A 22,870-nucleotide genomic window follows, 5' to 3' on the forward strand; every position below is an offset into this window, starting at 1 on the left:
TAATTTGTATTTTGTTCCGCAAACTATCACGTTTACACTTAAACAAAACCATGGCAAAGAAAGAAAACCAAACTTCCAGGCGGGAATTTGTCCGTAACTCACTGGGAGCGCTGGCTGCATTCACCATTGTGCCTCGTCACGTACTGGGGCGCGGTTACCTGGCCCCCAGCGATCAACTCACCAAGGCCGTAGTAGGCACCGGCGGCATGGGCCGCGGCCATTTCAAGTACGCCGGTACCCGCGTGGTGGCCATTTGTGATGTGGACAAAACCCACATCCAGAAAGCCCTTGACATATTGCCCAACCAGGGGAAGGGCGTTAAAACCTTTGCAGACTACCGGGAGCTGATACAACTGCCGGAAGTAGACATTGTGCACGTGGCCACGCCGCCGCACTGGCACGGCATCATTGCTGCAGATGCTGCCCGCGCAGGCAAAGACGTATGGTGCGAAAAGCCCATGACGGCCACTATTGGTGAAGGCAAACGCCTGGTAGAAGCCGTGCAGCAGCACGGCCGTATTTTCAGGCTGAACACCTGGTTCCGCTTTGATGCCAACTTCTATGGCATGGGCACTACCGTGAAACCCATCAAAAAGCTGGTGGAAAGCGGTTTGCTGGGATGGCCGCTGAAAGTAACAGTAAGCCGCCATACCGGTTTTGACTGGAAATTCTTCTGGGTTGGTAAAACCAACGTGGCGCCGCAAGCCGTTCCCAAAGAGCTGGACTACGACATGTGGCTGGGCCCCGCGCCGTACAAACCCTACCACCCGCACCGTGTGCACAGCACCTTCCGCGGGTATTGGGACTATGATGGCGGCGGCCTCGGAGACATGGGCCAGCACTACCTGGACCCCATCCAGTATTTCCTGGGTAAAGATGATACCAGCCCCGTAAAAGTGGAAATAGACGCGCCGCAGCAGCATACAGATGCAGTGGGTACCTGGCGCAAGATCACCTACACTTATGCAGATGGCTGCCAGATAATATTAGACGGTGCAGGTACCGAAACCAAGGCAGCTTATATTGAAGGGCCGAAAGGCAAGCTGTACCAGGGCTTCAAGTCAGACATCCCGGACCTCGAAAAGAAACTCGCAGAATTCCCTGACCCTGCCCCGCAGGTAACAGACTTTGTGGAAGCGGTTAAAAAACGCCAGAAGTTTGCGCTCAATGAAGAGAACGGGCACCGTTCCTGCACCATTGTGAACATCGGTAAAATTGCCCTGCAACTGGGCCGCAACCTGGAGTTTGACCCGGTAAAACAGGAGTTTATCAACGATGAAGGCGCCAACAGGCTGATATTCCAGCCCATGCGCGGACCGTGGACCATCTAATCAAAACACTACAATGAAAAAGATACTTTTGATAGCTGCATGTTGCCTGGCGCAGATGGCCGTAATGGCACAACCCAAGCAGGACAACCGTGCAGCGCATACAAAAATCGCAGACCTGCTGGCACAGCAGCCTGCCAATGATGCAAAACAGCTGGACGCCAATATGAAGGCGCTGGCGGAACTGGGAGAGGAAGGCATTACCGGAATGGCTGCCATGCTGTCTCCCGCCGGAAAAGGAGATAACAGCGCGGTGCAATATGCACTGGGCGGTTATGCCTTTTATGTAACCCAGCCGGGCAAGGAAAAAGAACGTGCCGCTGCTGTAGATGCCTTCTGCAAGGCCCTGAAGCAGGTGAGCGACAAAGAGAACAAGGCATTCCTCATCACCATGCTGCAGCACATCGGTTCTGATGCGGCCGTAAGCAGCCTGCAACCTTACCTGGCAGACGAGCGCCTGTGTGATCCCGCTGCCCGCACACTGGTGAAGATCAACTCTCCCGCCGCCCAAAAAGCCTTGCTGGAAGCATTGCCCAAAACAAGCGGCCGCAACCAGCAGATACTGGCAGAAGTGATAGGAGACAGCCGCATGGCCGGTGCTACCAGCGCCCTGTTGCCGCTGGCCGCTTCTTCTGATAAAATGCTGGCTAAAACAGCGCTCTACGCCCTGGCCCATATTGCCGAGCCGCAGGCGGAAAACGTGCTGAAAGCCGCTGCCGTCAAAGCCGGTTACAAGTATGACGAAAGCAATGCTACCGCATCTTACCTGCTCTATGCGCAGCAGATAGCGGCAAAAGGCAAAACGAAAGAAGCAACGGACATTGCTAATTCCGTAATGTCTGCCGCCGGCCGTGCCGGTCAGCAGCAAGTGCGCACCGCCGCACTCTACCTGCTGCACCAGCTGCAGGGCGAAAAAAGCCTGCCCGTACTGCTGGCAGCCGTAAACGACCCCTCCGCTGAATACCGCGACGCAGCGCTGAAATTTGCCGGCCAGAACCTGACGCCTGCTTCTACCGCGGCCTGGATCAAGGCCCTGGCAAAAGCCAACGGCGGCGGCAAGGCGGCCGTTATTTCCATGCTGGGCAATAACAAGGTGGATGCGGCTGCGCCTATTGCCATCCGCTCCCTGACTGATAAGGATGCCAATGTAAGATTGGCCGCCATTACAGCTGCCGGTCAAACCGGTGGCGCGCAGGCCATCACCCCGCTGCTGGCCCTCATGAAAAAAGGAGATGCCAAAGAAATAGCCGCTATTGCAGGTGTGCTGAAAACCGTAAAGGGTAATGAAGTAATAACGCAGGCCGGCGCCGCGCTGGGCACCATGCCTCCCGCCGCGCAGGTGGCATTGATAGACGTGCTGGCCAGCCGCAAGGCAGACAGCCAGGTGCAGAACGTGCTGGCCCTTACCCGCTCTCCCCAGGAAAGCGTGCGCAATGCCGCTTTTGCCGGGCTGCAAGATGTGGTAACGGCTGAAAACCTGCCTTCTCTGTTCACCCTGCTTTCCAAAGCTACTGCGCCCGCTGACGTGAAAGCGCTGCAGGCTGCCGTGGTAGCCGGCGCCGGTTCACTGTCAAACCCTGCAGAGCCGGTAATTGCACAAATGAAAAAGGAAAATGCCGCAGGGCAGGAGCGTTATTACGCTGTGCTGGCCGGTATTGGCGGCGCTGCTGCTAAAAAAGTAGTGAGTGATGCCTTTGCCAGCGGCAACGCGTCCCAGAAAGCCGCAGCCGTAGCTGCCCTGGTCAACTGGAAAGATGCCAGTGCTGCTGCTGACCTCATCAATATTGCCCGTAACAGCGCAGACTACCGTAAAACCGCCCTGCAAGGCTACGTACGCCTGGCCAAAACAGCGGGTACGGGAGAGCAGCGTTTGCTGATGCTTTCAGACGCTATGGAGCTGACGGATGATGCAGGCCTGAAAAAGAACATCCTGCAGCAGGCGGAGCAATGCAAAACATTCCCCGCCCTGGTGTTTGCCGGTCAGTACCTGGACGATGCGGCTGTACAGGCACAGGCTGCTGAGGCCGTAATGGGCATTGCCCTGGCGGATAAAACCTACAGCGGCGCCCTGGTGCGCAACCTGCTGGAGAAAGCTTCCAACGCCCTCAAAGGTGGTGACGCCGACTATCAGCGCCAGGCCATCCGCAAATACCTGGACGAAATGCCCGCCGGCGAAGGGTTTGTGCCCATGTTCAACGGCAAAGACCTGAGCGGCTGGAAAGGCCTGGTGGCAGACCCCATCAAACGCGCCAAAATGGACGCGGCTACGCTGAAGAAAGAACAGGAGAAAGCGGATGCCGTAATGCGGGAAGGATGGAGCGTGAAAGACGGCCTGCTGGTGTTTAACGGCCATGGCAGCAACCTCTGCACAGATAAAAAGTACGGCGACTTTGAAATGTTCGTTGACTGGAAGATCACCAAAGACGGAGATGCCGGCATTTACCTGCGCGGCACGCCGCAAGTGCAGATATGGGACACTGCCCGCCGTGACGTAGGCGCGGAAGTAGGCTCAGGCGGCCTGTACAACAACAAGGCCAACCCCAGCAAACCCTCCGTACTGGCAGATAACGCCATTGGCGAGTGGAACAACTTCCGCATCATCATGAAAGGAGACCGCGTAACGGTGTACCTCAACGGTAAACTGGTAGTAGATAACGTGATACTGGAAAACTACTGGGACCGCAAGCTGCCCATCTTTCCCGAAGAGCAGCTGGAGCTGCAGGCGCACGGTACTTACGTGGCTTACCGCAACCTTTACATCCGCGAGTTTGAACAGCCCAAACCCTATGAGCTGAGCGCGGAAGAAAAGAAAGAAGGGTACAAGGTCCTTTTTGACGGTACCAACATGCACCAGTGGGAAGGTAACACCACCAGCTATGTGATGGACAATGGCAACATTCTCTGTTCTCCGAAAGGCTCAGGCGGTGGTAACCTCTACACCAAAGAAGAGTTTGCAGATTTTGTGTTCCGTTTCGAGTTCCAGCTCACGCCCGGCGCCAACAACGGCCTGGGCATCCGCATGCCGCCCGGCGGCGATGCGGCTTACAAAGGCATGGAGCTGCAGATACTGGACAATGAGGCCGACATCTACAAAAACCTCCACGTGTACCAGTACCATGGTTCCGTGTACGGGGTAATTCCCGCCAAACGCGGTTTCCTCAAACCTACAGGGGAGTGGAACTACCAGCAGGTAACGGTGAAGGGCACACGTATTACCGTAGAACTGAACGGCACTGTTATCCTTGACGGTGACATTGCTGAAGCAAGAGATAAAGGCACGCTTGACAAAAAAGATCATCCGGGCCTGAAAAACACCACCGGCCGCATCGGCTTCCTGGGCCATGGCTCCGTGGTGCGCTTCCGCAACATCCGCGTAAAAGACCTGACCAAGAAATAGCGCGGTACGTCCGCATGCAAGAAAAAGGGCTGTCAAATTTGACAGCCCTTTTTGTATGGATAAGAGTAGCCTCTAACGGCATATGATCACTGGTAACCGGGGTTATTCGGGTTCAGCTTGGGGTTCTTGTCAATGTCTGACTGCGGTACGGGCATCAGGTACAGCTTATTGTCCCACTTGCGGGTCTGCACCAGGCCATTTTCCAGGTCATACAGGCTGGTCATCACATTGGGTGCAATTTGCCAGCGGCGGATGTCTCTGAAGCGGTGGCCTTCCAGCACCAGTTCAATGCGCCGCTCCTGCCTGATGGCTTCGCGGAGCAGGGTTTGCGAGCCCAGCGCTGCGCGGTTGAGCAGGGGCATGCCGGCGCGTGTGCGCAGCTGGTCTATGGCATCGTACACAGTGGCATCCGGGCCAGACAGTTCGTTTTTGGCCTCCGCATAGATCAACAGTATTTCTGCGTAGCGGATGATGATGTGATTGGCATGATTGTCTATCCTTGCACCCCAGGCCACGGGGTCTACATACTTGCGGAAGTTGTAGCCGGTTTTGGAGCAGTTGTTGCCGCCTTTCACCCAGGTAAAGGAATAGCCTTCTTCAATGCTGTTCCAGGGCGCTTCATCAAACAGTATGCTGGCATAGAAGCGCGGGTCTCTGTTACGGTATTCTGCGTAGAAAGCGGGGTCTATGGCACGGGCCTTATAACGGGCGGCCCGCTCTGCTGCGCTCAGCGGTGTAATGGCTTCTCCTGTCTTGAAGCTCTGGTAAGCGTCTACCAGGCTCTGCGTGGGTGCAATGGAGCTCCAGCCGCCCAGGTCGTCAGAGAGCAGGAGGGTGTTGATGAACTTGGCATCTTTTTCGGGAATATGCTGCCTGTCCAGTATCACTTCCTTGTTCCCTTCATATTGCTGCCAGAAGAGTTTTTCATAGCTGCGCAGCCCCAGCCTGAAGCGGGTGGCTTCATCCGCATCGGCAAAATCTACCCAGCGGGCATAATCGTCTGCCGCGTCTTTGGCATCTTCACTGGTTACCCTGAACAGCTCATAGCCCATGCCCATTACCTGTTCCGCAGCTTCTACCGCCTGCTGCCACTGGCCGCTGTAGAGGTGTACACGGGCTTTCAGCGCCAGCACGGCGCCCTTGGTAATGCGGCCCTTTTCATTGTTTTTGCCGCCGGCGTAAGAGGGTGGCAATATGGCGGCAATAGCGGTCAGCTCGTCCGTAATGAATTTCAGTACTTCTGCCTTGGGTGTGCGCGCTACGTAAGATTCTTCTACGGTGAGGGTTTTGGTGATCAGCGGCACGTCCCCGAAGTTGGCCAGCATATTGGCATAACGGAAGGCGCGCATGAAACGGGCCTCTGCCTTGTACCTTTCCTTCAGGGTATTGTCCATTGGCGCCTTGTCTACATTTTCGAGGAAGTAGTTCACCCGGCGGATGGCCTCAAAGTTCCAGCCTTCATTCATGGAAGTGGTGACGTCTCCCAGGGAAATGGTGGTGGCATTGCTTTCCCAGGGGTACTGGGCATGCGCGTTGTCTGTAGAACCGTCTTCGTAGGCATTGCCGTCACTGCCGTCTATCTGCTGGTAAATGGCGTTCAGCGCAGCGGTAGCGTCTTTCTCGCTGGTCCAGAAGGTGCCTTCGGAGAGCTGGTTTTGCGGCGGCCTTTCCAGGAAGTCCTTGTTGCAGGAAAACAGCAGGCAGGAGGCCGTGAGTGCTGCTATATGGAATGTATATCTTGTCATTGCTTTTTTCTGTTTAGATCATCATTAAAAACGCACGTTCATACCAATGGCCCAGGTTTTAATACCGGGATAACCGCCGCGCCCGGAGCCAACCTCAGGGTCATAGTCCGTGAGGCGTTTGTCCATCATGAAAGTGAACGGATTGTTGGAAGTGACGAAGAGCCTGGCCTGCTGCATGCCTGCTTTTTTCACCAGCCTTGCGGGGAAGGTATACCCGAAGTTGAGGGAGCGGATGCGCAGGTAGGAGGCGTTGAACAGCCAGAAAGACGAGCGGTTGTCATAATTATGCTTGCCGTCTGCGCTGATCAGGATGCGGGGGTACGCGGCGTTAGGATCAGGGTTGGCCGTGGTCCAGCGCTGGAGGTGATAGCTCTTTACGCTGGCGCCGTTGAAGAAAGAGAAAGCAGCTTCCCCGTCCAGGTAGGTTTTTACTCCGGCCGCGCCGTACACCAGCACTTCCACGCTCAGCCCTTTCCAGGAAGCGCCAATGCTGCCGCCGTAGTTCACCCACGGCACGTCGTTACCCAGTATTACCCTGTCATTAGCGTCTATCTGCCCGTTACCGTCCTGGTCTTTATACTTGATGTCTCCCGGTTTGGTGGAGGCGGATTGTGTAGCATGATCATCTACATCTTTCTGGTCTTTGAAAAGGCCCATGGCTTCCCAGCCGTAGAAGGAACCAACGGACTCGCCTACACGTTCAATCCAGCGGTCGCTGAGCCTTTCGGTAACGCCGGGGCCCAGGTCTACAATGGTGTTGCGGATGTGGGAGATGTTGGCGCTTACATGGTATTCAAAGTTTTTGCCCACGCGGTGGGTATGGCTGAGCATCAGTTCCAGGCCTTTGTTTCGGGTAGCGCCTGCGTTTACGGTAGCAGGGTCAAGCGCGTAGGTGGCGGGCACGCTTTGTGTGAGCAGGATGCCGTCTGTTTGTTTGATGTAATAGTCTGCCGTTACGTCCAGCAGGCCGTTAAAGAGCGTGAAGTCAAGCCCTACGTCCGTCATGGTCACTTCTTCCCAGCTGGCCAGTTTGTTGGTGCCGGCTTTTTGCCATACGCCGTCTACCGGGTTGCCTTCAAAGTTGTAGGAGTAGCCGGTGTTGAGGCGGTCAAAGTAGTTGCCCAGGGCCACATTGTCCTGGTTGCCCAAAATGCCCCAGGAGGCGCGCAGCTTCAGGTTGTTGAGCCATTGTATGTTTTTCATGAAAGGCTCTTCCGAAATGCGCCAGCCGGCTGAGAGGGAGGGGAATTTGGCCAGCCGGTAATCCGGGTGGAAGCGGGATGAAAGGTCCAGGCGGAGGTTGGCCTCAAACAGGTATTTATCGCGATAGTTATAGTTGGCGCGGCCGAAGAAGGAGCGGATGGCCCATTCTTCCGCAGTGGAGCGGTTGGCGGCGCCGTTATCGTCTTCGCTGATGTTTTCAGAGCCGCCGCCGCCCAGGCCTACGGTATTGGCCGTGTTGTTGGGGAAGCGTTTGCGGCCTACAAAGGCCTGGCGCAGCTCGTTGCTTTCCTGTGAGGCGCCTATCATCAGCTTGGTGTTGTGCCTGCCGAAGCTTTTTTCATATTCCGCATAGGCCTGCAGCAGCAGCTCCTGGCGGCGTGTCCAGTACTCTTCCATTTCGTTGGGGGTAACGGCGGTGGAAGCAATGGGTTGTTTGGTGATGAAGTTGATCAGCGGCGGCAGCTCGTTCCAGAAGCGGTTACTAATGTCGTTATTGTATTTGATGGAGCCGAGGCCTTTGATGCTGAGGCCGGGCAGGGGAGTGAGCGTGGCGTTGAGCGCGGTTTGTGTAACCTGGTTGCGCGTCCAGCCGCGGCCGCCTTCCGCCATGTTGCGCAGTACGTTGTCTTTGGCCAGCGTAGCGTCTACCTTGCCGCCGTTAATGGTGCCCCAGCTGCCGTCAGACTGCCGCGCCGCCATGGTGGGGCCCAGCCGGTTCAGGCTCACCCAGTTCATTTCACCGCCTTTGGTATCCAGGTCTTGCTTCAGGAAAGACATGTTGGCGCCTACGTTCAGGATGGGCAGCACCTGGGAGTTCACGTTGAGGCGAACGGTGTAGCGGTTCATGCCTTTGTTCTGCACCAGCGATTGCTGACCCAGGTAGCCGGCGCCCAGGTAGTATTGCGTTTTATTGCTGCTGCCGGTTACGCCCAGCTGCAGGTCTTTATAAGCGGGGCGCTGGGCCAGCGCTTCATCATACCAGTCTGTGTTGGGGTACAGGTCACGGTCACTGCCGGAGGCAAATTTGGAGATCTCTTCTTCCGTGTAGCGCGGCTGTTTGCCGGCGTTGGTCATGGCCTCATTGTAAAGGCGCGCAAAGTCTGCCGAGCCCAGGTAGTCAGGCAGGCGGGTGGGAGATTGCCAGCCATAGCTGGCGTTCAGGTCTACAGACATCTTCCCTTCCTTGCCGCGTTTGGTGGTGATCAGCAATACGCCGTTGGCCGCCCGCGCGCCGTAAATGGCGGCGGAAGAAGCGTCTTTCAGCACGCTCATGCTTTCCACGTCTGAAGGGTTGAGAGAGGCCAGCTCCCGGTTGGAGGCCGGTATACCGTCTATGATGATGAGCGGCCCGGGTGCGCCCAGGTTGGTCCTGCCGCGGATGGTCATGGTACCCACATCACTGCCCACATCTCCGGGGCGGTTCAGTACGGTAAGGCCCGGCACCAGTCCCTGAAGAGCGTTCTGGATAGAAGTAACGGGGCGTTGGGTGATCTGCGCGGGACTGATAGACGCCACGGCGCCCGTCATGCTGGCGCGTTTTTGTGTACCGTAGCCTACCACCACCACTTCGTTCAGGCCTTTGGTATCTTCCTGCAGCCGGATGTTCAGCGTGGCATTATTGCTTATTTCCACCCGCTGCGGCAAATAGCCCAGGAGGCTGAAAATGAGCGCCGCTGTGGCGGGGGCTTTTATTTCGTAAGCGCCTTCCGCATTGGTGAGCGTACCGCGGGTAGTGTTTTCCACCCGTACCGCTACGCCGGGCAAGGGGTTGCCGGTACTGTCGGTTACCGTTCCCTTCACCGTGATATCTGCCAGCTGGGCATGAGAGGGCGCAATGGCCACCAGGTTGTTGGAGAGCACTTTAAAATTGAGGCCGGTATCATCCAGCAAAGTTTTCATCACTTCATCAAAAGGCGTTTCTTCTGCAGTGAGCGTGATCTTTTTTTCGGCAGGAAGAACATCGTTGCTGTAAACAAACCTGTAGCTGGTTTTTTTCTCGATCAATTTTAGTATCCGTGCTAGTTGAACCTTTTCCGCCTTGAACGTGAGCTTTGTCTGAGAATAAACTTTGGCTGATACCTGCATACATGTAATAAGTACTATTACAAAACATACTTTCATAAAGAGCAGGACTTTTAAAATGGGCACGGGTAGTGGCAATAAGACACCCGGAAGTCTGATTTTTTTCATACTTTTAAGTGGATTTAGGTCAATAAAATGCAGACAGGCCTCCGGTTCCAACTGAGAACCTGTCTTGTAAAGTCTAAATTCTTCCAGGGAAATGTTAGCCGCATTTCCCTGATTCATTTAGTAACGTGGCTGCTTACATCATAGGCAATATTTTAACGTGTGATATAAATGGTCTTCTGGTCTATCCGGAAGCTGAACGGCGCTGTGTATTGCAAGGCTTCCAGCGTTTCGCGGACGTTCTCGTTCTCGAAAGTGGCGGTAAAGCGCAGGGCCGGGGCCAGGCTGTCTGTGAACACGATCTTCATCTCAAATTTCCTTTCCAGGCGCAGCGCTATATCTTCAAATCTTTCATTCATAAAGGCCAGGCGGTTGCTGACCCAGGCGGTTTCCGCCACAGACTGGTCTGCCGGGTTTACAGACACGGCAGCCAGCGCATAGCCGTCACGCTGCAGGGCCTTGAAGCTTTCTTCCGGCAGCATGCCCGGACTGGTTTTCAGCGGCAGGTTGGGCAGCACTATTTTCTCGTTGGGCTTCAGCACTACTTTCTTCTCCGGCCTGCTGAGCGGGCTTACTTCAATGGCGCCGCGGATGAGGGAGGCTTCGTGTGTCTGATCGTCCGGGTAAGCCTTTACGTTGAAGGCCGTGCCCAGCACGCGGATGTTCATCTTGCCCGTGTGTATCACAAAAGGTTTTTCAGCATTTTTTTCTACGTCAAAAAAAGCCTCACCGGTGAGGGTCACTTCCCTTTGGCTTTCCCCGAAACCGGGGCCATACGTCAGGCTGCTGCCCGCGTTGAGCCATACTTCCGTACCGTCTGGCAGGGTAGCCTGCCGGGTAGCGCCGTAAGGCGTTGTGATGGCCTGTGCGGCACTGGCGGTAGCTATGGCAGCGGGGGCCGGGGAGGGCGTTTTCTTCAGCAGCAACCAGGCGCCCGCGACCAGCGGCAGAGCTATGGCCGCCACCCTGGCCCATACGGGCAGGCGGAAGCTGCGGGCGGGCCGCCGGGCATGGCCGATCTGCTGCCACAGCTCTTCCTTTACAGCCAGCTCAGCGGCCTCATCCGGGAAGGGCAGCGGGCTGCTGGCGCCAAGGGAGGCATACCAGCTTTCCAGCTCCGCCAGCTCTTCCGGCGTGCACTGCTGCCTGCCGTATTTGTGCAGTAATGAATGGATGCGTTGTTGTTCAGGCGACATGGGCGTAAGTTTAGTGTAGAATGGCTGGGGTTATAGTCGGCAGAAAAAGGGAGTTGTACCAGAGGGGAGGAAAATTTTTTTACCGGCTGTTGCGGTACCGCTCCACCGCTTCCCTGACGCGGTGAATAGCCGTGCTGATCTGGTTCCTCACGGTCTGATCGGAGAGGGAGAGCTTGCGGGCAATTTCGGCGGAGGGCAGGCCCCCGTCACGGTTGAGGATGAATATTTCCCGCATGCGGCTGGGCATGCGTTCTACCGCGGCGCGGATAATGCCGTTCAGCTCCTTGGTTTCATAGTCAGGGGCGGAGAGGGCGCCGCCGGGCAGTATGTTCTCGTAGTACAGCCCGCGCTGTGCGCGGAGGCGGTAAAGGTCAATGATCTTGTGGCGGAGGGCGGCGTGGAGGTAAGTGGCCAGCTGTGCTTCCAGCTGCAGGGTGCCGCGTTTTTTCCACAGGTAGAGGAAAATTTCCTGCACCAGGTCTCCCGCATCTTCCGGGCTGGTTTTGCGGAAGGCAGTTTCGTACAAACTCTTCCAGTGCCGGTCATAAATTTCCCGGAATGCCTGTTCACTGTTTTCTTTCAATAGGCCAACCAACGTGGCGTCTGAATAGTTTTTCAACAAAAAAGAGAAATTATCCCGCTGGCAAGTTAATAACTATCACGGGATAATAAAATATTTTCAGGGGGCTGTAAACTTTCGCAAAACTGGCACGTTATAGGAAGGAGATATGTGGACAGATGAACAGTAACCTATTGCATTAACCCAAATATACCTTTCATGAAAACAATTACGCTCATTGGCGGCATTACCGGCGTTTTGATGGCCGTGTTTGCCTACTTTGCGGAGCTGTACAGCTGGATGAGCATTGAGGCGGTGGTAACCCTTGGATTTGCAGGATATGTGTTGATAATCACCGCAATAGCTTATTTTTTACTCTCCTGGCTCACCAAGGGGGTAAAAGAACTGGAGGTGTTGTAACAGCAATAGTATATACATCAAAAAAGGCCGGCCCGCATAGCGGGTCTGCCTTTTTTTCGCTTTAAGCCAACACGTTATTTCTTCAGTTTGTCTGCAAAAGCCTTTTTGAACTTCTCCAGCTTGGGCCGTATCACGTAATGGCAGTAAGGCGCCGAGCCGTTCTGGTTATAGTAGTTCTGGTGGTAGTTCTCCGCCTTGTAATACTCCTTCAGCGGCGAAATTTCGGTTACAATAGGCTTGTCATACGCGCCAGACTCCTGCAGCTTCTTTTTGTAGTATTCCGCCTCTTTCCGCTCTTCCTCGTTGCCGTAGAAGATCACGGAGCGGTACTGCGTGCCCACGTCGTTCCCCTGGCGGTTGAGGGTGGTAGGGTCATGGCTTTCCCAGAAGGCCTCTAGCAGGGTGGCATAGTTGATCTTTGCCGGGTCGTAGGTGATTTTGATCACCTCCGCATGGCCTGTGGTACCGGTACATACCTCCTCATACGTGGGGTTGGGCGTGGTACCGCCGGAGTAGCCCGATTCCACTTTCAGTACTCCTTCCAGTTGCTGGAAAATGGCTTCTGTGCACCAGAAGCAGCCGTTCCCAAATACGGCCTCCGCCGTTTTCTGATCTTTTTGAATGGTCATATCACCGGGTTCATTTACTTTTTTCCTGCCCTGTGCACAGGAAGCCAGGCTGCCCATCAGCAGGCACAGGAGCGTCACATGTTTCAGGTATTGCATATATCAAATTACGACATTTGCCGTGCTTTGGATCAACAAGTTAACTAACTTTAACATTCTTTTCCGGAAAGTGGCGGATGACGAACTGCATTTGTCATTCGCGGCTGCCGGTTGATCAAACATTTTTTATCAATTCGGGTGGATCGGCCAATTTTGCGGTACGAAAAAAGGAAAAAAGGCTGCAATTGGGCCGGTAGCCGAATAATTAAATTGACAAGAAGGTGAAATATTTTCCGGAGTCGGCGCTGGTGCAACTGGAATTTGACAAGGTAAAAACGCTCCTGCAGGAGCATTGTAAAACGGAGCTGGGCAAGCAGATGGCAGGAGAACTGCGTCTGCATACCCATATAGATTACGTAAAGTCTGCGCTGCAACAGGCGCATGAATATAAGCAGCTGGTGCTGCTGCAACAGCATTTTCCCAATGACTACGTGCTTAACCTGCGGCAGGAGCTGCGGTTGCTGGAAATACAGGGTGCCGTGCTGAGCGGGGAGCAGTTCATGCAGCTCCGCAAGCTGGCCGAGAGCATGCACAGCATTGTAAGGTTCTTTGACGCTGACAGAAAGGTGACATACGCCGGTTTGTACGACGTTATTGCCGGTACCTATTATGAGAAGAAGATAGTGGCGCTGATAGACGGGGTGCTGGATGAGGCGGGGCAGGTGAGGGATAATGCCACCCCTGAGCTGGCCAAGATCAGGATGGCGCTGTTCCGTAAACGCGGGGAGCTGCGGCGGGTGTTTGACCGCATCCTGTCCAAGCTGCAGAAGCAGGGCTACCTGGCAGATATTGAGGAAAGTTTCCTGAACGGCCGCCGGGTGCTGGCCGTGTTTGCAGAGCAGAAACGCATGGTGAAGGGCATTTTGCACGGGGAGTCAGATACCCGCAGAACGGCCTTCCTGGAGCCGGAAGAAACCATCCAGCTCAACAATGAGGTGTTTTCCCTGGAAAGGGACGAACAGCGGGAAGTGTATAAGATCCTCCGCACCCTCACCGCAGATCTGGCCAAACACCATGGCCTGCTGCAGGGCTATCATGATATACTGGGCATATTTGACTTTATACGGGCAAAAGCCCGGCTGGCCCTGGACATCAACGGTAATTACCCCATGCTGCTGCCGCATGCGCAGGTGCATCTTGTAGAGGCTTATCATCCGTTGTTGCTGCTGTATAACCGCAAGCAGGGCAAACCTACCATCCCCGTCAGCCTGACGCTGAACAAAGATCACCATATACTGGTGATCAGCGGGCCCAACGCGGGTGGTAAAACAGTGACGCTCAAAACAGTGGGGCTCATACAGCTCATGCTGCAGGCGGGCCTGCTGGTGCCGGTACATCCTGCCAGCCAGATGGGCATCTTCCGCAACCTGATGATCCACATCGGGGATACGCAGAGCCTGGAGTTTGAGCTGAGCACCTACAGTTCTCACCTGAAGAACATGAAGTACTTCATGGAGAACGCCAACGGTAAAACGCTCTTTTTTATAGACGAGCTGGGCAGCGGTTCCGACCCTAACCTGGGCGGGGCCTTTGCGGAAGTGATCATGGAAGAGCTGGCACGCAAACATGCCTACGGCATTGTGACCACGCACTACCTTAACCTGAAGATCATGGCCGGCAAGGTGAAGGGCATTATTAATGCGGCCATGGGTTTTGACGAAGAAAACCTGCAGCCGATGTACAAGCTGCTGGTAGGCAAGCCCGGCAGCTCGTACACCTTCTCCATTGCCCAGCGTATAGGGCTTGATCCAGCCCTCATCAACCGGGCGCGCAAGCTGGTAGATGAAGGCCATTTCAGGCTGGACAAGCTGCTGAACAAGGCAGAGCAAGACCTGCAGAAGGTAGAAAACCGGGAGCGGGAGCTGCAGAAGCTGCTGAAAGAGAACGAGAAGCTGAAGAAGGAGTATGAAGTGCTGTCTGACAAGGAACGTACACAGCAGCAATACACCATATTAAAGCTGCAGAACAAGATCAGGGAGGAGGAGATACAGTACCTCAAAGACATGGAACGCAAGCTGAAGCAGATAGTGGTAGAATGGAAACGGACGGATGACAAGCAGAAGGTGATCAAACAGGCGGAAGCGCTGCTGTTCCGGAAAAAAGAAAAGGCCATTAACGAAAAGCTGCAGAAGAAGGTACAGGATAAATTTGAAGAGGTGAAGGGAGAAGTGAAAGTGGGAGACCGGGTGAAGATACGCACCAATAACCAGGTAGGGAAGGTGAACGAGCTGCGGGCCAAAACCGCCGTGGTACAGATCGGGAACATTCCCATACAGGTAAAGCTGAGTGATCTGGTGCTGGTGCAGGAACGGGCAAAAGCGGAATAACCGTATCTTTGCCTGCCGGCCTTTCCGGTGGGGCCTGACATTAACCTAACACAAAAACACAGTCCCATGCAACTCACCAAGATGCATCATATACCCCTTATCAGCTTCCAGGAGCCATCCGCCCGGGAAGAAGGTTCCCAGTTCATGATACAACTGGCCAACCTCCGGGATATTGACTGGGAGGGGTTTGACATTCCGCACCGGCATGACGGGTATACGATTGATATACTCCTCAAAGGCAGCATCACACAATACATCGATTTCGAGAAACATACCATACACGCCCCCGCTGTGATCATGCTTGACCCGGAGCAGATACACCAGCATGACCGCAGCTCGGATGCGGAAATACTGGCGCTATATTTCACGCGGGACTTCCTGATCACGGAAACGCTGGGCGTGCTGAGCTGCTGGCAATGCGTGTTCAAAGACAACGTGGTGCCGCTGGAAGAAAGCCAGCTGCAGGAGCTGCTGGCCTTTGCCCGCATCCTGCTCACGGAGTTCAGGAGTGACAGGCCCCGCAAGGAGGCTATTATCCGCAACGTGCTCAGCGCCTTTATCATTGCCTGCGGCCGCATTGCCCGCCCTGATACGGCGCAGCTCTACCGGCCGGACAATAGTTTCAACAGCCTGGGCATCCAGTTCAAAATACTGGTAGACGAGCATTTCAGGGAAAAGGTGCAAGTGTCTGAATACGCGGAAATGCTGCATGTAACGCCCGGCCATCTGAACGATACGGTAAAAAGCACCATGGGCCGCAGCGCCAAGCAGATCATAGACGCCAAGCGCATCATGGAGGCCAAACGGCTGCTGTTCTGGCAAAAGCACTCTGTAAAGCAGATTGCGGGAGAATTGAACTTTGACGATGACGCTTATTTCTCCCGTTTCTTTAAAAAACATACGGGGCAGACACCGGCGCTGTTTCAAAAAACCATCCGCGAAAAGTACAATTAATACCGCGATTCGGAATGTACAACTTACGCATGGACTTTATACATTTGCATTGTCAATTGCAACGCATCAATATCAGCGAACGATGAAATTTATGTAACCTAACTGTAACAGCTCTGTTGAAGATATAACAGCAATATCGGGAACAGGGATTACTAGTTTCAGTTATACTGCAAGCCCAGGCAGTATTACAGTCTTCCTTTTTTTCACACCATGTTTTGAATGCACCGGCATTATCATGCCCTGGTTGCTTTATTGTATTGTCTTCCGTTTACGGGATACAGCGTGGATGTGAACGTTCTAAATTTTTTTCTATAAACAACCGAAGTATGAAATCAGTATTAAAATCCGACAATCCATTACACGAAAAAATGATCGCACATCAGCCGCTTGTCTACTCACTTGGCATCCTGATGTTGGCTGTATCATTATATAGCTGCTCATCTCCCCAGGCAGGCCCGGTCCACCAAGGGCCCCCGCAATTGCCTGTGATGGCGGTTGTATCAGGGCCGGCTACCACTTACCTGGAATTTCCCGCTTCACTGGAAGGAAAGGTGAATGTAGACGTGCGCCCGCAGGTATCCGGCTATCTTGAAAAGATATTTGTGGATGAAGGCGCTTATGTAAAAGCAGGGCAGCCTTTGTTTAAAATAGATCCGAAAGTATATGCCGAACAATTGAACAGCGCCACTTCGAACCAGCTTGCTGCGCAAGCTAACGTTGAAAAGGCGCAGGTTGAGGTGGACCGCCTGTCTCCCCTGGTTGCCAGCAACGTGATCTCTGACGTGCAGCTGAAAACGGCAAAAGCGAACTATGAGGCCGCAAAGGCAGCTTTGGCCCAGGCCAAGGCGGCGGCAGGCAGCGCGCGGATCAATGTAGGCTATACCCTGGTTACTGCTCCCGTGAGCGGTTACATAGGGAGGATACCTTATAAAGTAGGCGCCCTTGTAAGCAACGCCGATGCCCAGCCCCTCACCGTGCTTTCCGAAGTAAATGAAATGTACGCTTACTTTTCAATGAGCGAAACGGACTTTATCACTTTCCAGAACAACTTTCCGGGAAAGACGCTTGAAGAAAAGCTGAAGAGCGCCCCTCCTGTAGAGCTGATACTGGCAGATAACAGTACGTTCTCCGAAAAAGGGAAGATAGGAACAATAGAGGGACAATTCGATAAAACCACCGGCGCTATTACTTTCCGTGCTACGTTCCCCAACCCCGATGGTGTGCTGCGCACGGGCAATACAGGCAAAGTAAGGTTTGCACAGGAGGTCCCTGCCGCCATTACGATACCGCAGGAAGCTACATTTGAGATCCAGGACAAAGTGCTGGTATATACGGTGGCCGATAGCAATAAAGTGGCCAGCAGGCCCATCCGGATTTCCGGAAAGACAGCCAACCTCTATTTTGTCAGCGAAGGACTGAAAGCAGGGGAGAAGATCGTTTTGTCCGGAACGGGGAATTTAAGGGACGGAGCTGTCATCACACCACAGCCGGTACCGGCAGACAGTGTGCTTAAGTCAAAACCATTGTAAGTAAGAGGCCATGCTTTCATTGCCATGCATGACATGCAAAACCGATTTGTACTTACGATCTAAAAAGTGAATTCATCATGTTAAGAAGATTTATATTAAGGCCGGTGCTTTCTACGGTGGTGTCCATAATACTGCTATTATTGGGCATTATATCCTACTTCGCCCTGCCTGTTACGTTGTTTCCGGACATTGCGCCGCCCAGTGTTACGGTGACGGCTGTTTACCCCGGTGCTAACGCCGAAGTAGTGGCCCGCTCCGTGGCTAACCCGATAGAGGAAGCCGTGAACGGCGTGGAGAACATGACCTACATGACCTCCAACTCCAATAACGACGGTAGTATGGTGCTGACGGTCTTTTTCAAGCAGGGAACCGATCCCGATATTGCTGCCGTAAACGTGCAGAACAGGGTATCCAAAGCCACCAGCCAGTTGCCCGCAGAAGTGGTAACGGCGGGCATCAGCACGCAGAAAGTGCAGAACGGGTTCATCATGTTCATGGGGTTGTATAGTGAAAACCCCAAGGAGTACGATGAAAAGTTTCTCCAGAACTATATCAAGATCAACCTGATCCCGCAGATACAGCGTGTACCCGGCGTAGCCCAGGCGCAGATTTTTGGCGCCAAAGATTATTCCATGCGTATCTGGTTAAAGCCGGACCGTCTGGCAGCCAATAATCTGGCACCGCAGGATGTACTGAACGCGATCAGGGACCAGAACATTGAATCGGCTCCTGGCCGTTTAGGCGAAAACAGCACTGAAACCTTTGAATTTGTATTGAAATACAAGGGTAAGCTGAGCCTGGACGAGGACTATGAGAATATCATCGTAAAAGCCAACAGCGATGGGTCTATGCTTCGTCTGAAAGACGTGGCCCGTATAGAGTTCGGCTCTCTCAACTATGGAGCGAACAACCTGCTGGACGGCAAACCGGCTGCTGGTTTCGCCATTATTCAAACGGCAGGCTCCAATGCCAATGAGATATTGGACAACATTGAGCGGCTGCTGGTGGATTTCAGAGCCACTCTTCCTACCGGTGTGAAAACGGAGGTGATGTACAACGCCAAGGACTTCCTGGACGCCTCCATACACCAGGTCCGTGAAACGCTCGTGATCGCGTTTTTGCTGGTATTCCTGGTGGTATACATTTTCCTGCAGGATTTCCGCTCTACGCTGATTCCTGCTATTGCAGTACCGGTGGCCATTTTGGGCACATTTTTCTTCCTGCAGCTGTTTGGTTTCAGCATCAACCTGCTAACCTTGTTCGCCCTGGTGCTGGCAATCGGCATTGTGGTGGATGATGCGATAGTGGTGGTGGAAGCGGTGCACGCCAAAATGGAGCATACCCGGTGGCCGGCGAGAAAGGCTACCCTGAAGTCGATGGATGAAATATCAGGGGCCGTAATTTCCATTACCCTGGTGATGATGGCCGTATTTATTCCCGTTGGCTTCATGCAGGGCCCTGCAGGCGTATTCTACAGGCAATTTGCATTTACGCTCGCCATCGCGATCATGATCTCTGCGGTCAACGCATTGACCTTGAGCCCTGCGCTGTGTGCCTTGTTCCTGAAACCTGAAGAAGGGGAGCATGGCAGGAAGACGGGCTTTGGAAGCCGCTTCTTTAATGCTTTTAACGCCGGTTTCCGCTCCATGACAAACCGGTACGTTAAGAGCCTTAATTTCCTGATCCGCCGCAAGGCAATTGCCATCGGCCTCCTGGTGGTAGTAACCATCGGGGCGTTTATACTGGCCTTGAGAACACCTACCGGGTTTATTCCTACAGAAGACCAGAGCTTCGTATTATATGCCCTGAACACTCCTCCGGGCAGTTCTCTGGACAGAACGCACAAGTCTACGCAAAAAATAGACGAGGCGCTTCGCCAATTCCCGGCGGTAAAGCATACGTGGACGGTGGATGGCTTTAACTTCATCAGCAATGCCGCTGCATCTCCTTACGCCGCAGGGTTCGTTCGCCTGAAAGACAGAGGGGAAAGAGGCGAGGTAGAGAATATTGACCAGATTACCGGAATGATGTATGGGCCGGCAAGCCAGCTGAAAGATGCAAACGCTTTCTTCTTTACCTTCCCCACAGTGCAGGGTTTTGGTAACGTGAGTGGCTTTGAGTTCATGCTGCAGGATAAGCTGGGGCGCCCGCTGGACCAGCTGGGCACTAACGCCTGGGCCTTTATCGGGGCTTTGATGCAAAGAAAGGAGATTGGCGCGGCCTTCACTACCTTCTCTGCCGGCAACCCCCAATACAAGGTAGAAGTGGATAATTTCAAAGCCAAACAATTAGGCGTATCCATCAATGACCTGATGCAGACCCTGCAGATATATTACGGTAGCAGTTATGTTTCGGATTTTAACCGTTTCGGAAAATACTATCGTGTTGTAGCGCAGGCTGACGTGCCTTACCGGAACGATATCCACTCGCTGGATGGCATTTACGTGAAGAATAACCAGAACGAAATGGTACCGGTAAAATCAATGGTATCACTCAAACGTGTATACGGCCCTGAAACCGTGACGCGCAACAACATGTTCAATGCCGTGACCATCAATGGTACGCCCAAACCGGGTTACAGTACCGGCGATGCCATCAAGGCCATTGAAGAGACCGCAAAAGAGGCACTGCCCAATGGATATGGTTACGAATGGACCGGCGCAACCCGCGAAGAGATCAGCGCCGGCAGCCAGCAGATCTACATCTTCCTGCTCAGCATCCTGTTCGTATACTTCCTGCTGGCGGCGCAATACGAAAGTTATGTATTGCCGCTGGCAGTTATCCTCACCATTCCTACAGGTATCCTGGGTGTATTCGCCTTCATCGGTTTTGCCGGTCTGGACAATAACATATATGTACAGATTGGTATGATCATGTTGATAGGCTTGCTGGCGAAGAATGCCATCCTGATCGTGGAATTTGCCGTACAGCGGCGGCGTAACGGGATGGGCCTGCTTGAATCGGCGCTGGCCGGGGCAAGGGCCAGGCTTCGTCCTATCCTGATGACTTCATTCGCCTTTATTGTAGGGTTGATCCCCCTGGTATTTGTGCAGAAAGGCTCCGCGGTTGGTAACCATTCCATTGGTTACAGCGCCATTGGCGGTATGTTGACGGGCGTAATACTGGGCGTATTTATTATTCCTGTACTGTATGTGATATTCCAGTTCCTGCAGGAAAAAATAACCGGCCGTCCTGGCTTGAGGGTTTATGAAGAAGAGATGGAGATGGAAATGGAAGAAGCAACAGTATAAGTAAAATCAAAGGTATATGACGCAATACTCAAAATATATAATAGCTATACTAACGGCAGCTTCGTTTGCCGCCTGTAAGGTCGGAAAAGACTACAGGCGGCCCGAAGTGGCCCTGCCGGAGCAGTTTGTAAGAACGCCGGCAACAGACAGTACCATTGCCAAAGCATCATGGCGGCAGTTTTTCCCTGACGCCACGCTGCAGCAGCTCATTACAGACGCGCTGGTGAACAACTTTGACCTGCAGGTGGCGCTGAAGCGCATTGAAGCCGCCTCCGCCTACGTAAAGCAGGCCAAGGCCGCCCTGCTGCCGTCTGTAACGGCCAATGCCACGGCCAATACCAGCATTCCGTCCAAGAACAGCCTGAACGGCCTGAGCCTGCAAAACTTCCTCAAAACGAACCATATTGAGGATTTCACGCTGGGCGTAGGCATTAGCTGGGAAATAGACATCTGGGGAAAGATACGCCGGCAGAAAGAGGCCGCCCTGGCCAGCTATCTGCAGTCTTTTGAAGCGGCCAAAGCCATACAAACCGGCTTGGTGGCCAACGTGGCCAACAGCTATTTCAACCTGCTAATGCTGGACGAGCAGCTTCGTATAGCCCGCAGCAATGTCTCCCTGAGCGATACCATTGTACAAATGATCCGCATGCAGAAAACAGCGGGTGATGTAACGGAGCTGGCGGTACAGCAGGCTGTAGCGCAGCAGCAAGCCGCAGAGTTGCTGGTGCCGCAGCTGGAGCAGGCCGCTGCCATCCAGGAAAACGCCATCCGCATACTGATGGGCCAGATGCCCGGCGCCGTGCCGCGCAATACCACACTGGCCGATCTTAAAGTATGGGACGAGCTGGCCACCGGTCTACCCGCCGCCGTGATCAGCAACCGCCCGGACGTGAAAGCGTCCGAGCTGGGCCTGAAAGCGGCCAACGCCAATGTAGGCGTGGCGCAGGGCAGCATGTACCCCGCGCTCAGCCTCACTGCCAACGGCGGCCTCAATGCATACGAAATAGGCAAGTGGTTTTCCATTCCCAACTCCCTGTTCGGCACCGTGGCGGGCAATATAGCCCAGCCCGTGTTCCAGCAGCGGCGCCTGAAAACGCAGCTGGAGGTAGCCAAAGTAGAGCGGGACCAGGCCGTGATCCTCTTCCGGCAGTCGGTTACCAGCGCCGTACGCGAAGTATCTGACGCCCTGGTGCAGCTGGAAAAACTGAAAGAACAGGAAACCATTGCCACCAGCCGCCTGGAAACCACGCAGCAGGCCGTATCTAACGCCCGCCTGCTCTTCCGCAGCGGCCTGGCCAACTACCTGGAGGTGATTGCGGCGCAAAGCAGCAGCCTGCAGGCGGAACTGACACAGGCAGATATCAGTCGCCAGCGGCTGACCGCCATGGTAGACCTTTACCGCTCCCTCGGGGGCGGCTATCAATAAAACCCGGTGTTCTTTGCAGGGGAGAGGTGACCACTTTTTTGCTGCAGACGGAGCGGGAAGCGTTGACAGGTGATGGTTGTATTTCCGGATCAACAGACAGGTTAAAAGGAAGAATGCAAAAGGCAACTATCATCTGTCAACGTTACACCGCTCTTCATGAACATCAGGTTGTACCGGTAAACTTAGCTAAGGGAACGGCGGTTTACCGGTTTTTTTATTGACTGAAAGGCTTGTCTGCAGTGAGTTTTAGGCGTTTAGGGGTGCCGTGCGCGAAAAAAATTTTTTTAAATTCATCCGGATTTATACTTTTGCGCCGGAGGAATGGCAGAGCGGTCGATTGCGGCAGTCTTGAAAACTGTTGACTGTAACAGGTCCGGGGGTTCGAATCCCTCTTCCTCCGCTCACTTTTGAATGTCTCGCAGGTTGCGGGGCATTGGTGTTTTAGGGGAGTGTGGCAATCTTTGCAACAACGATTTTGACTGTAACAGGTCCGGGGGTTCGAATCCCTCTTCCTCCGCTCACTTTTGAATGTCTCGCAGGTTGCGGGGCATTGGTGTTTTAGGGGAGTGTGGCAATCTTTGCAACAACGATTTTGACTGTAA

At 53.9% G+C, this 22,870-nt stretch carries 13 protein-coding genes and 1 tRNA gene; 9 read left to right on the plus strand and 5 right to left on the minus strand.

The window, feature by feature from the left end; genetic code table 11:
• Positions 1 to 50: 50 nt before the first annotated feature.
• Positions 51 to 1,331 (plus strand): Gfo/Idh/MocA family oxidoreductase, encoded by a 1,281-nt coding sequence (locus ABDW36_RS12910; RefSeq protein ID WP_343702317.1) that lies wholly within the window; start codon positions 51 to 53, stop codon positions 1,329 to 1,331.
• Positions 1,332 to 1,344: 13 nt separating this feature from the next.
• Positions 1,345 to 4,725, plus strand: coding sequence for a DUF1080 domain-containing protein (locus tag ABDW36_RS12915; protein ID WP_343702318.1), 3,381 nt, complete (start codon positions 1,345 to 1,347; stop codon positions 4,723 to 4,725).
• 86 nt (positions 4,726 to 4,811) lie between these two features.
• On the opposite strand, the gene ABDW36_RS12920 is transcribed toward ABDW36_RS12915, so the two are convergent.
• The 4 genes from ABDW36_RS12920 to ABDW36_RS12935 form a co-directional block, all read right to left on the minus strand.
• Complete coding sequence (locus tag ABDW36_RS12920) at positions 4,812 to 6,470, minus strand: RagB/SusD family nutrient uptake outer membrane protein (RefSeq protein ID WP_343702319.1); 1,659 nt, start codon at positions 6,468 to 6,470, stop codon at positions 4,812 to 4,814.
• Between the two features lie 24 nt (positions 6,471 to 6,494).
• Positions 6,495 to 9,698: a SusC/RagA family TonB-linked outer membrane protein gene (locus ABDW36_RS12925; protein WP_343702320.1), complete on the minus strand. Its 3,204-nt coding sequence runs from the start codon at positions 9,696 to 9,698 to the stop codon at positions 6,495 to 6,497.
• Between the two features lie 338 nt (positions 9,699 to 10,036).
• Positions 10,037 to 11,077 (minus strand): FecR domain-containing protein, encoded by a 1,041-nt coding sequence (locus ABDW36_RS12930; protein WP_343702321.1) that lies wholly within the window; start codon positions 11,075 to 11,077, stop codon positions 10,037 to 10,039.
• Positions 11,078 to 11,156: 79 nt separating this feature from the next.
• Positions 11,157 to 11,699, minus strand: coding sequence for a sigma-70 family RNA polymerase sigma factor (locus tag ABDW36_RS12935; protein ID WP_343702322.1), 543 nt, complete (start codon positions 11,697 to 11,699; stop codon positions 11,157 to 11,159).
• A gap of 156 nt (positions 11,700 to 11,855) precedes the next feature.
• Here ABDW36_RS12935 and ABDW36_RS12940 point away from each other — a divergent pair, with 156 nt between their 5' ends.
• Positions 11,856 to 12,056, plus strand: coding sequence for a hypothetical protein (locus tag ABDW36_RS12940; protein WP_343702323.1), 201 nt, complete (start codon positions 11,856 to 11,858; stop codon positions 12,054 to 12,056).
• A 74-nt stretch (positions 12,057 to 12,130) separates the two neighbouring features.
• Here ABDW36_RS12940 and msrA read toward each other — a convergent pair whose 3' ends face one another.
• Positions 12,131 to 12,685 (minus strand): peptide-methionine (S)-S-oxide reductase MsrA, encoded by a 555-nt coding sequence (msrA, locus tag ABDW36_RS12945; RefSeq protein WP_343702332.1) that lies wholly within the window; start codon positions 12,683 to 12,685, stop codon positions 12,131 to 12,133.
• A gap of 317 nt (positions 12,686 to 13,002) precedes the next feature.
• Here msrA and ABDW36_RS12950 point away from each other — a divergent pair, with 317 nt between their 5' ends.
• From ABDW36_RS12950 to ABDW36_RS12975, 6 genes are all read left to right on the plus strand, one after another.
• Positions 13,003 to 15,108: a MutS2/Smr-associated SH3 domain-containing protein gene (locus tag ABDW36_RS12950; RefSeq protein ID WP_343702324.1), complete on the plus strand. Its 2,106-nt coding sequence runs from the start codon at positions 13,003 to 13,005 to the stop codon at positions 15,106 to 15,108.
• A 66-nt stretch (positions 15,109 to 15,174) separates the two neighbouring features.
• Positions 15,175 to 16,062, plus strand: a complete 888-nt coding sequence (locus tag ABDW36_RS12955) for a helix-turn-helix domain-containing protein (protein WP_343702325.1) — start codon at positions 15,175 to 15,177, stop codon at positions 16,060 to 16,062.
• Positions 16,063 to 16,550: 488 nt separating this feature from the next.
• Positions 16,551 to 17,591, plus strand: coding sequence for an efflux RND transporter periplasmic adaptor subunit (locus ABDW36_RS12960; protein WP_343702326.1), 1,041 nt, complete (start codon positions 16,551 to 16,553; stop codon positions 17,589 to 17,591).
• Positions 17,592 to 17,668: 77 nt separating this feature from the next.
• Positions 17,669 to 20,842, plus strand: coding sequence for an efflux RND transporter permease subunit (locus tag ABDW36_RS12965; RefSeq protein WP_343702327.1), 3,174 nt, complete (start codon positions 17,669 to 17,671; stop codon positions 20,840 to 20,842).
• Positions 20,843 to 20,858: 16 nt separating this feature from the next.
• Entirely contained in the window at positions 20,859 to 22,268 is a 1,410-nt protein-coding gene (locus ABDW36_RS12970; protein ID WP_343702328.1) for an efflux transporter outer membrane subunit, read from the plus strand.
• 315 nt (positions 22,269 to 22,583) lie between these two features.
• Positions 22,584 to 22,668, plus strand: a tRNA-Ser gene (locus tag ABDW36_RS12975).
• Positions 22,669 to 22,870 lie beyond the last annotated feature (202 nt).

The organism is Chitinophaga sp., assembly GCF_039596455.1.
GTDB lineage: Bacteria > Bacteroidota > Bacteroidia > Chitinophagales > Chitinophagaceae > Chitinophaga.

What these genes read in the sequence shown, in the direction of transcription:
- msrA (WP_343702332.1), bottom strand. Translation starts at nt 12,685, where the DNA reads ATGACCATTCAAAAAGATCAGAAAACGGCGGAGGCCGTATTTGGGAAC.
- ABDW36_RS12960 (WP_343702326.1), top strand. Translation starts at nt 16,551, where the DNA reads ATGGCGGTTGTATCAGGGCCGGCTACCACTTACCTGGAATTTCCCGCT.
- ABDW36_RS12955 (WP_343702325.1), top strand. Translation starts at nt 15,175, where the DNA reads ATGCAACTCACCAAGATGCATCATATACCCCTTATCAGCTTCCAGGAG.
- ABDW36_RS12920 (WP_343702319.1), bottom strand. Translation starts at nt 6,470, where the DNA reads ATGACAAGATATACATTCCATATAGCAGCACTCACGGCCTCCTGCCTG.
- ABDW36_RS12940 (WP_343702323.1), top strand. Translation starts at nt 11,856, where the DNA reads ATGAAAACAATTACGCTCATTGGCGGCATTACCGGCGTTTTGATGGCC.
- ABDW36_RS12970 (WP_343702328.1), top strand. Translation starts at nt 20,859, where the DNA reads ATGACGCAATACTCAAAATATATAATAGCTATACTAACGGCAGCTTCG.
- ABDW36_RS12915 (WP_343702318.1), top strand. Translation starts at nt 1,345, where the DNA reads ATGAAAAAGATACTTTTGATAGCTGCATGTTGCCTGGCGCAGATGGCC.
- ABDW36_RS12965 (WP_343702327.1), top strand. Translation starts at nt 17,669, where the DNA reads ATGTTAAGAAGATTTATATTAAGGCCGGTGCTTTCTACGGTGGTGTCC.
- ABDW36_RS12910 (WP_343702317.1), top strand. Translation starts at nt 51, where the DNA reads ATGGCAAAGAAAGAAAACCAAACTTCCAGGCGGGAATTTGTCCGTAAC.
- ABDW36_RS12930 (WP_343702321.1), bottom strand. Translation starts at nt 11,077, where the DNA reads ATGTCGCCTGAACAACAACGCATCCATTCATTACTGCACAAATACGGC.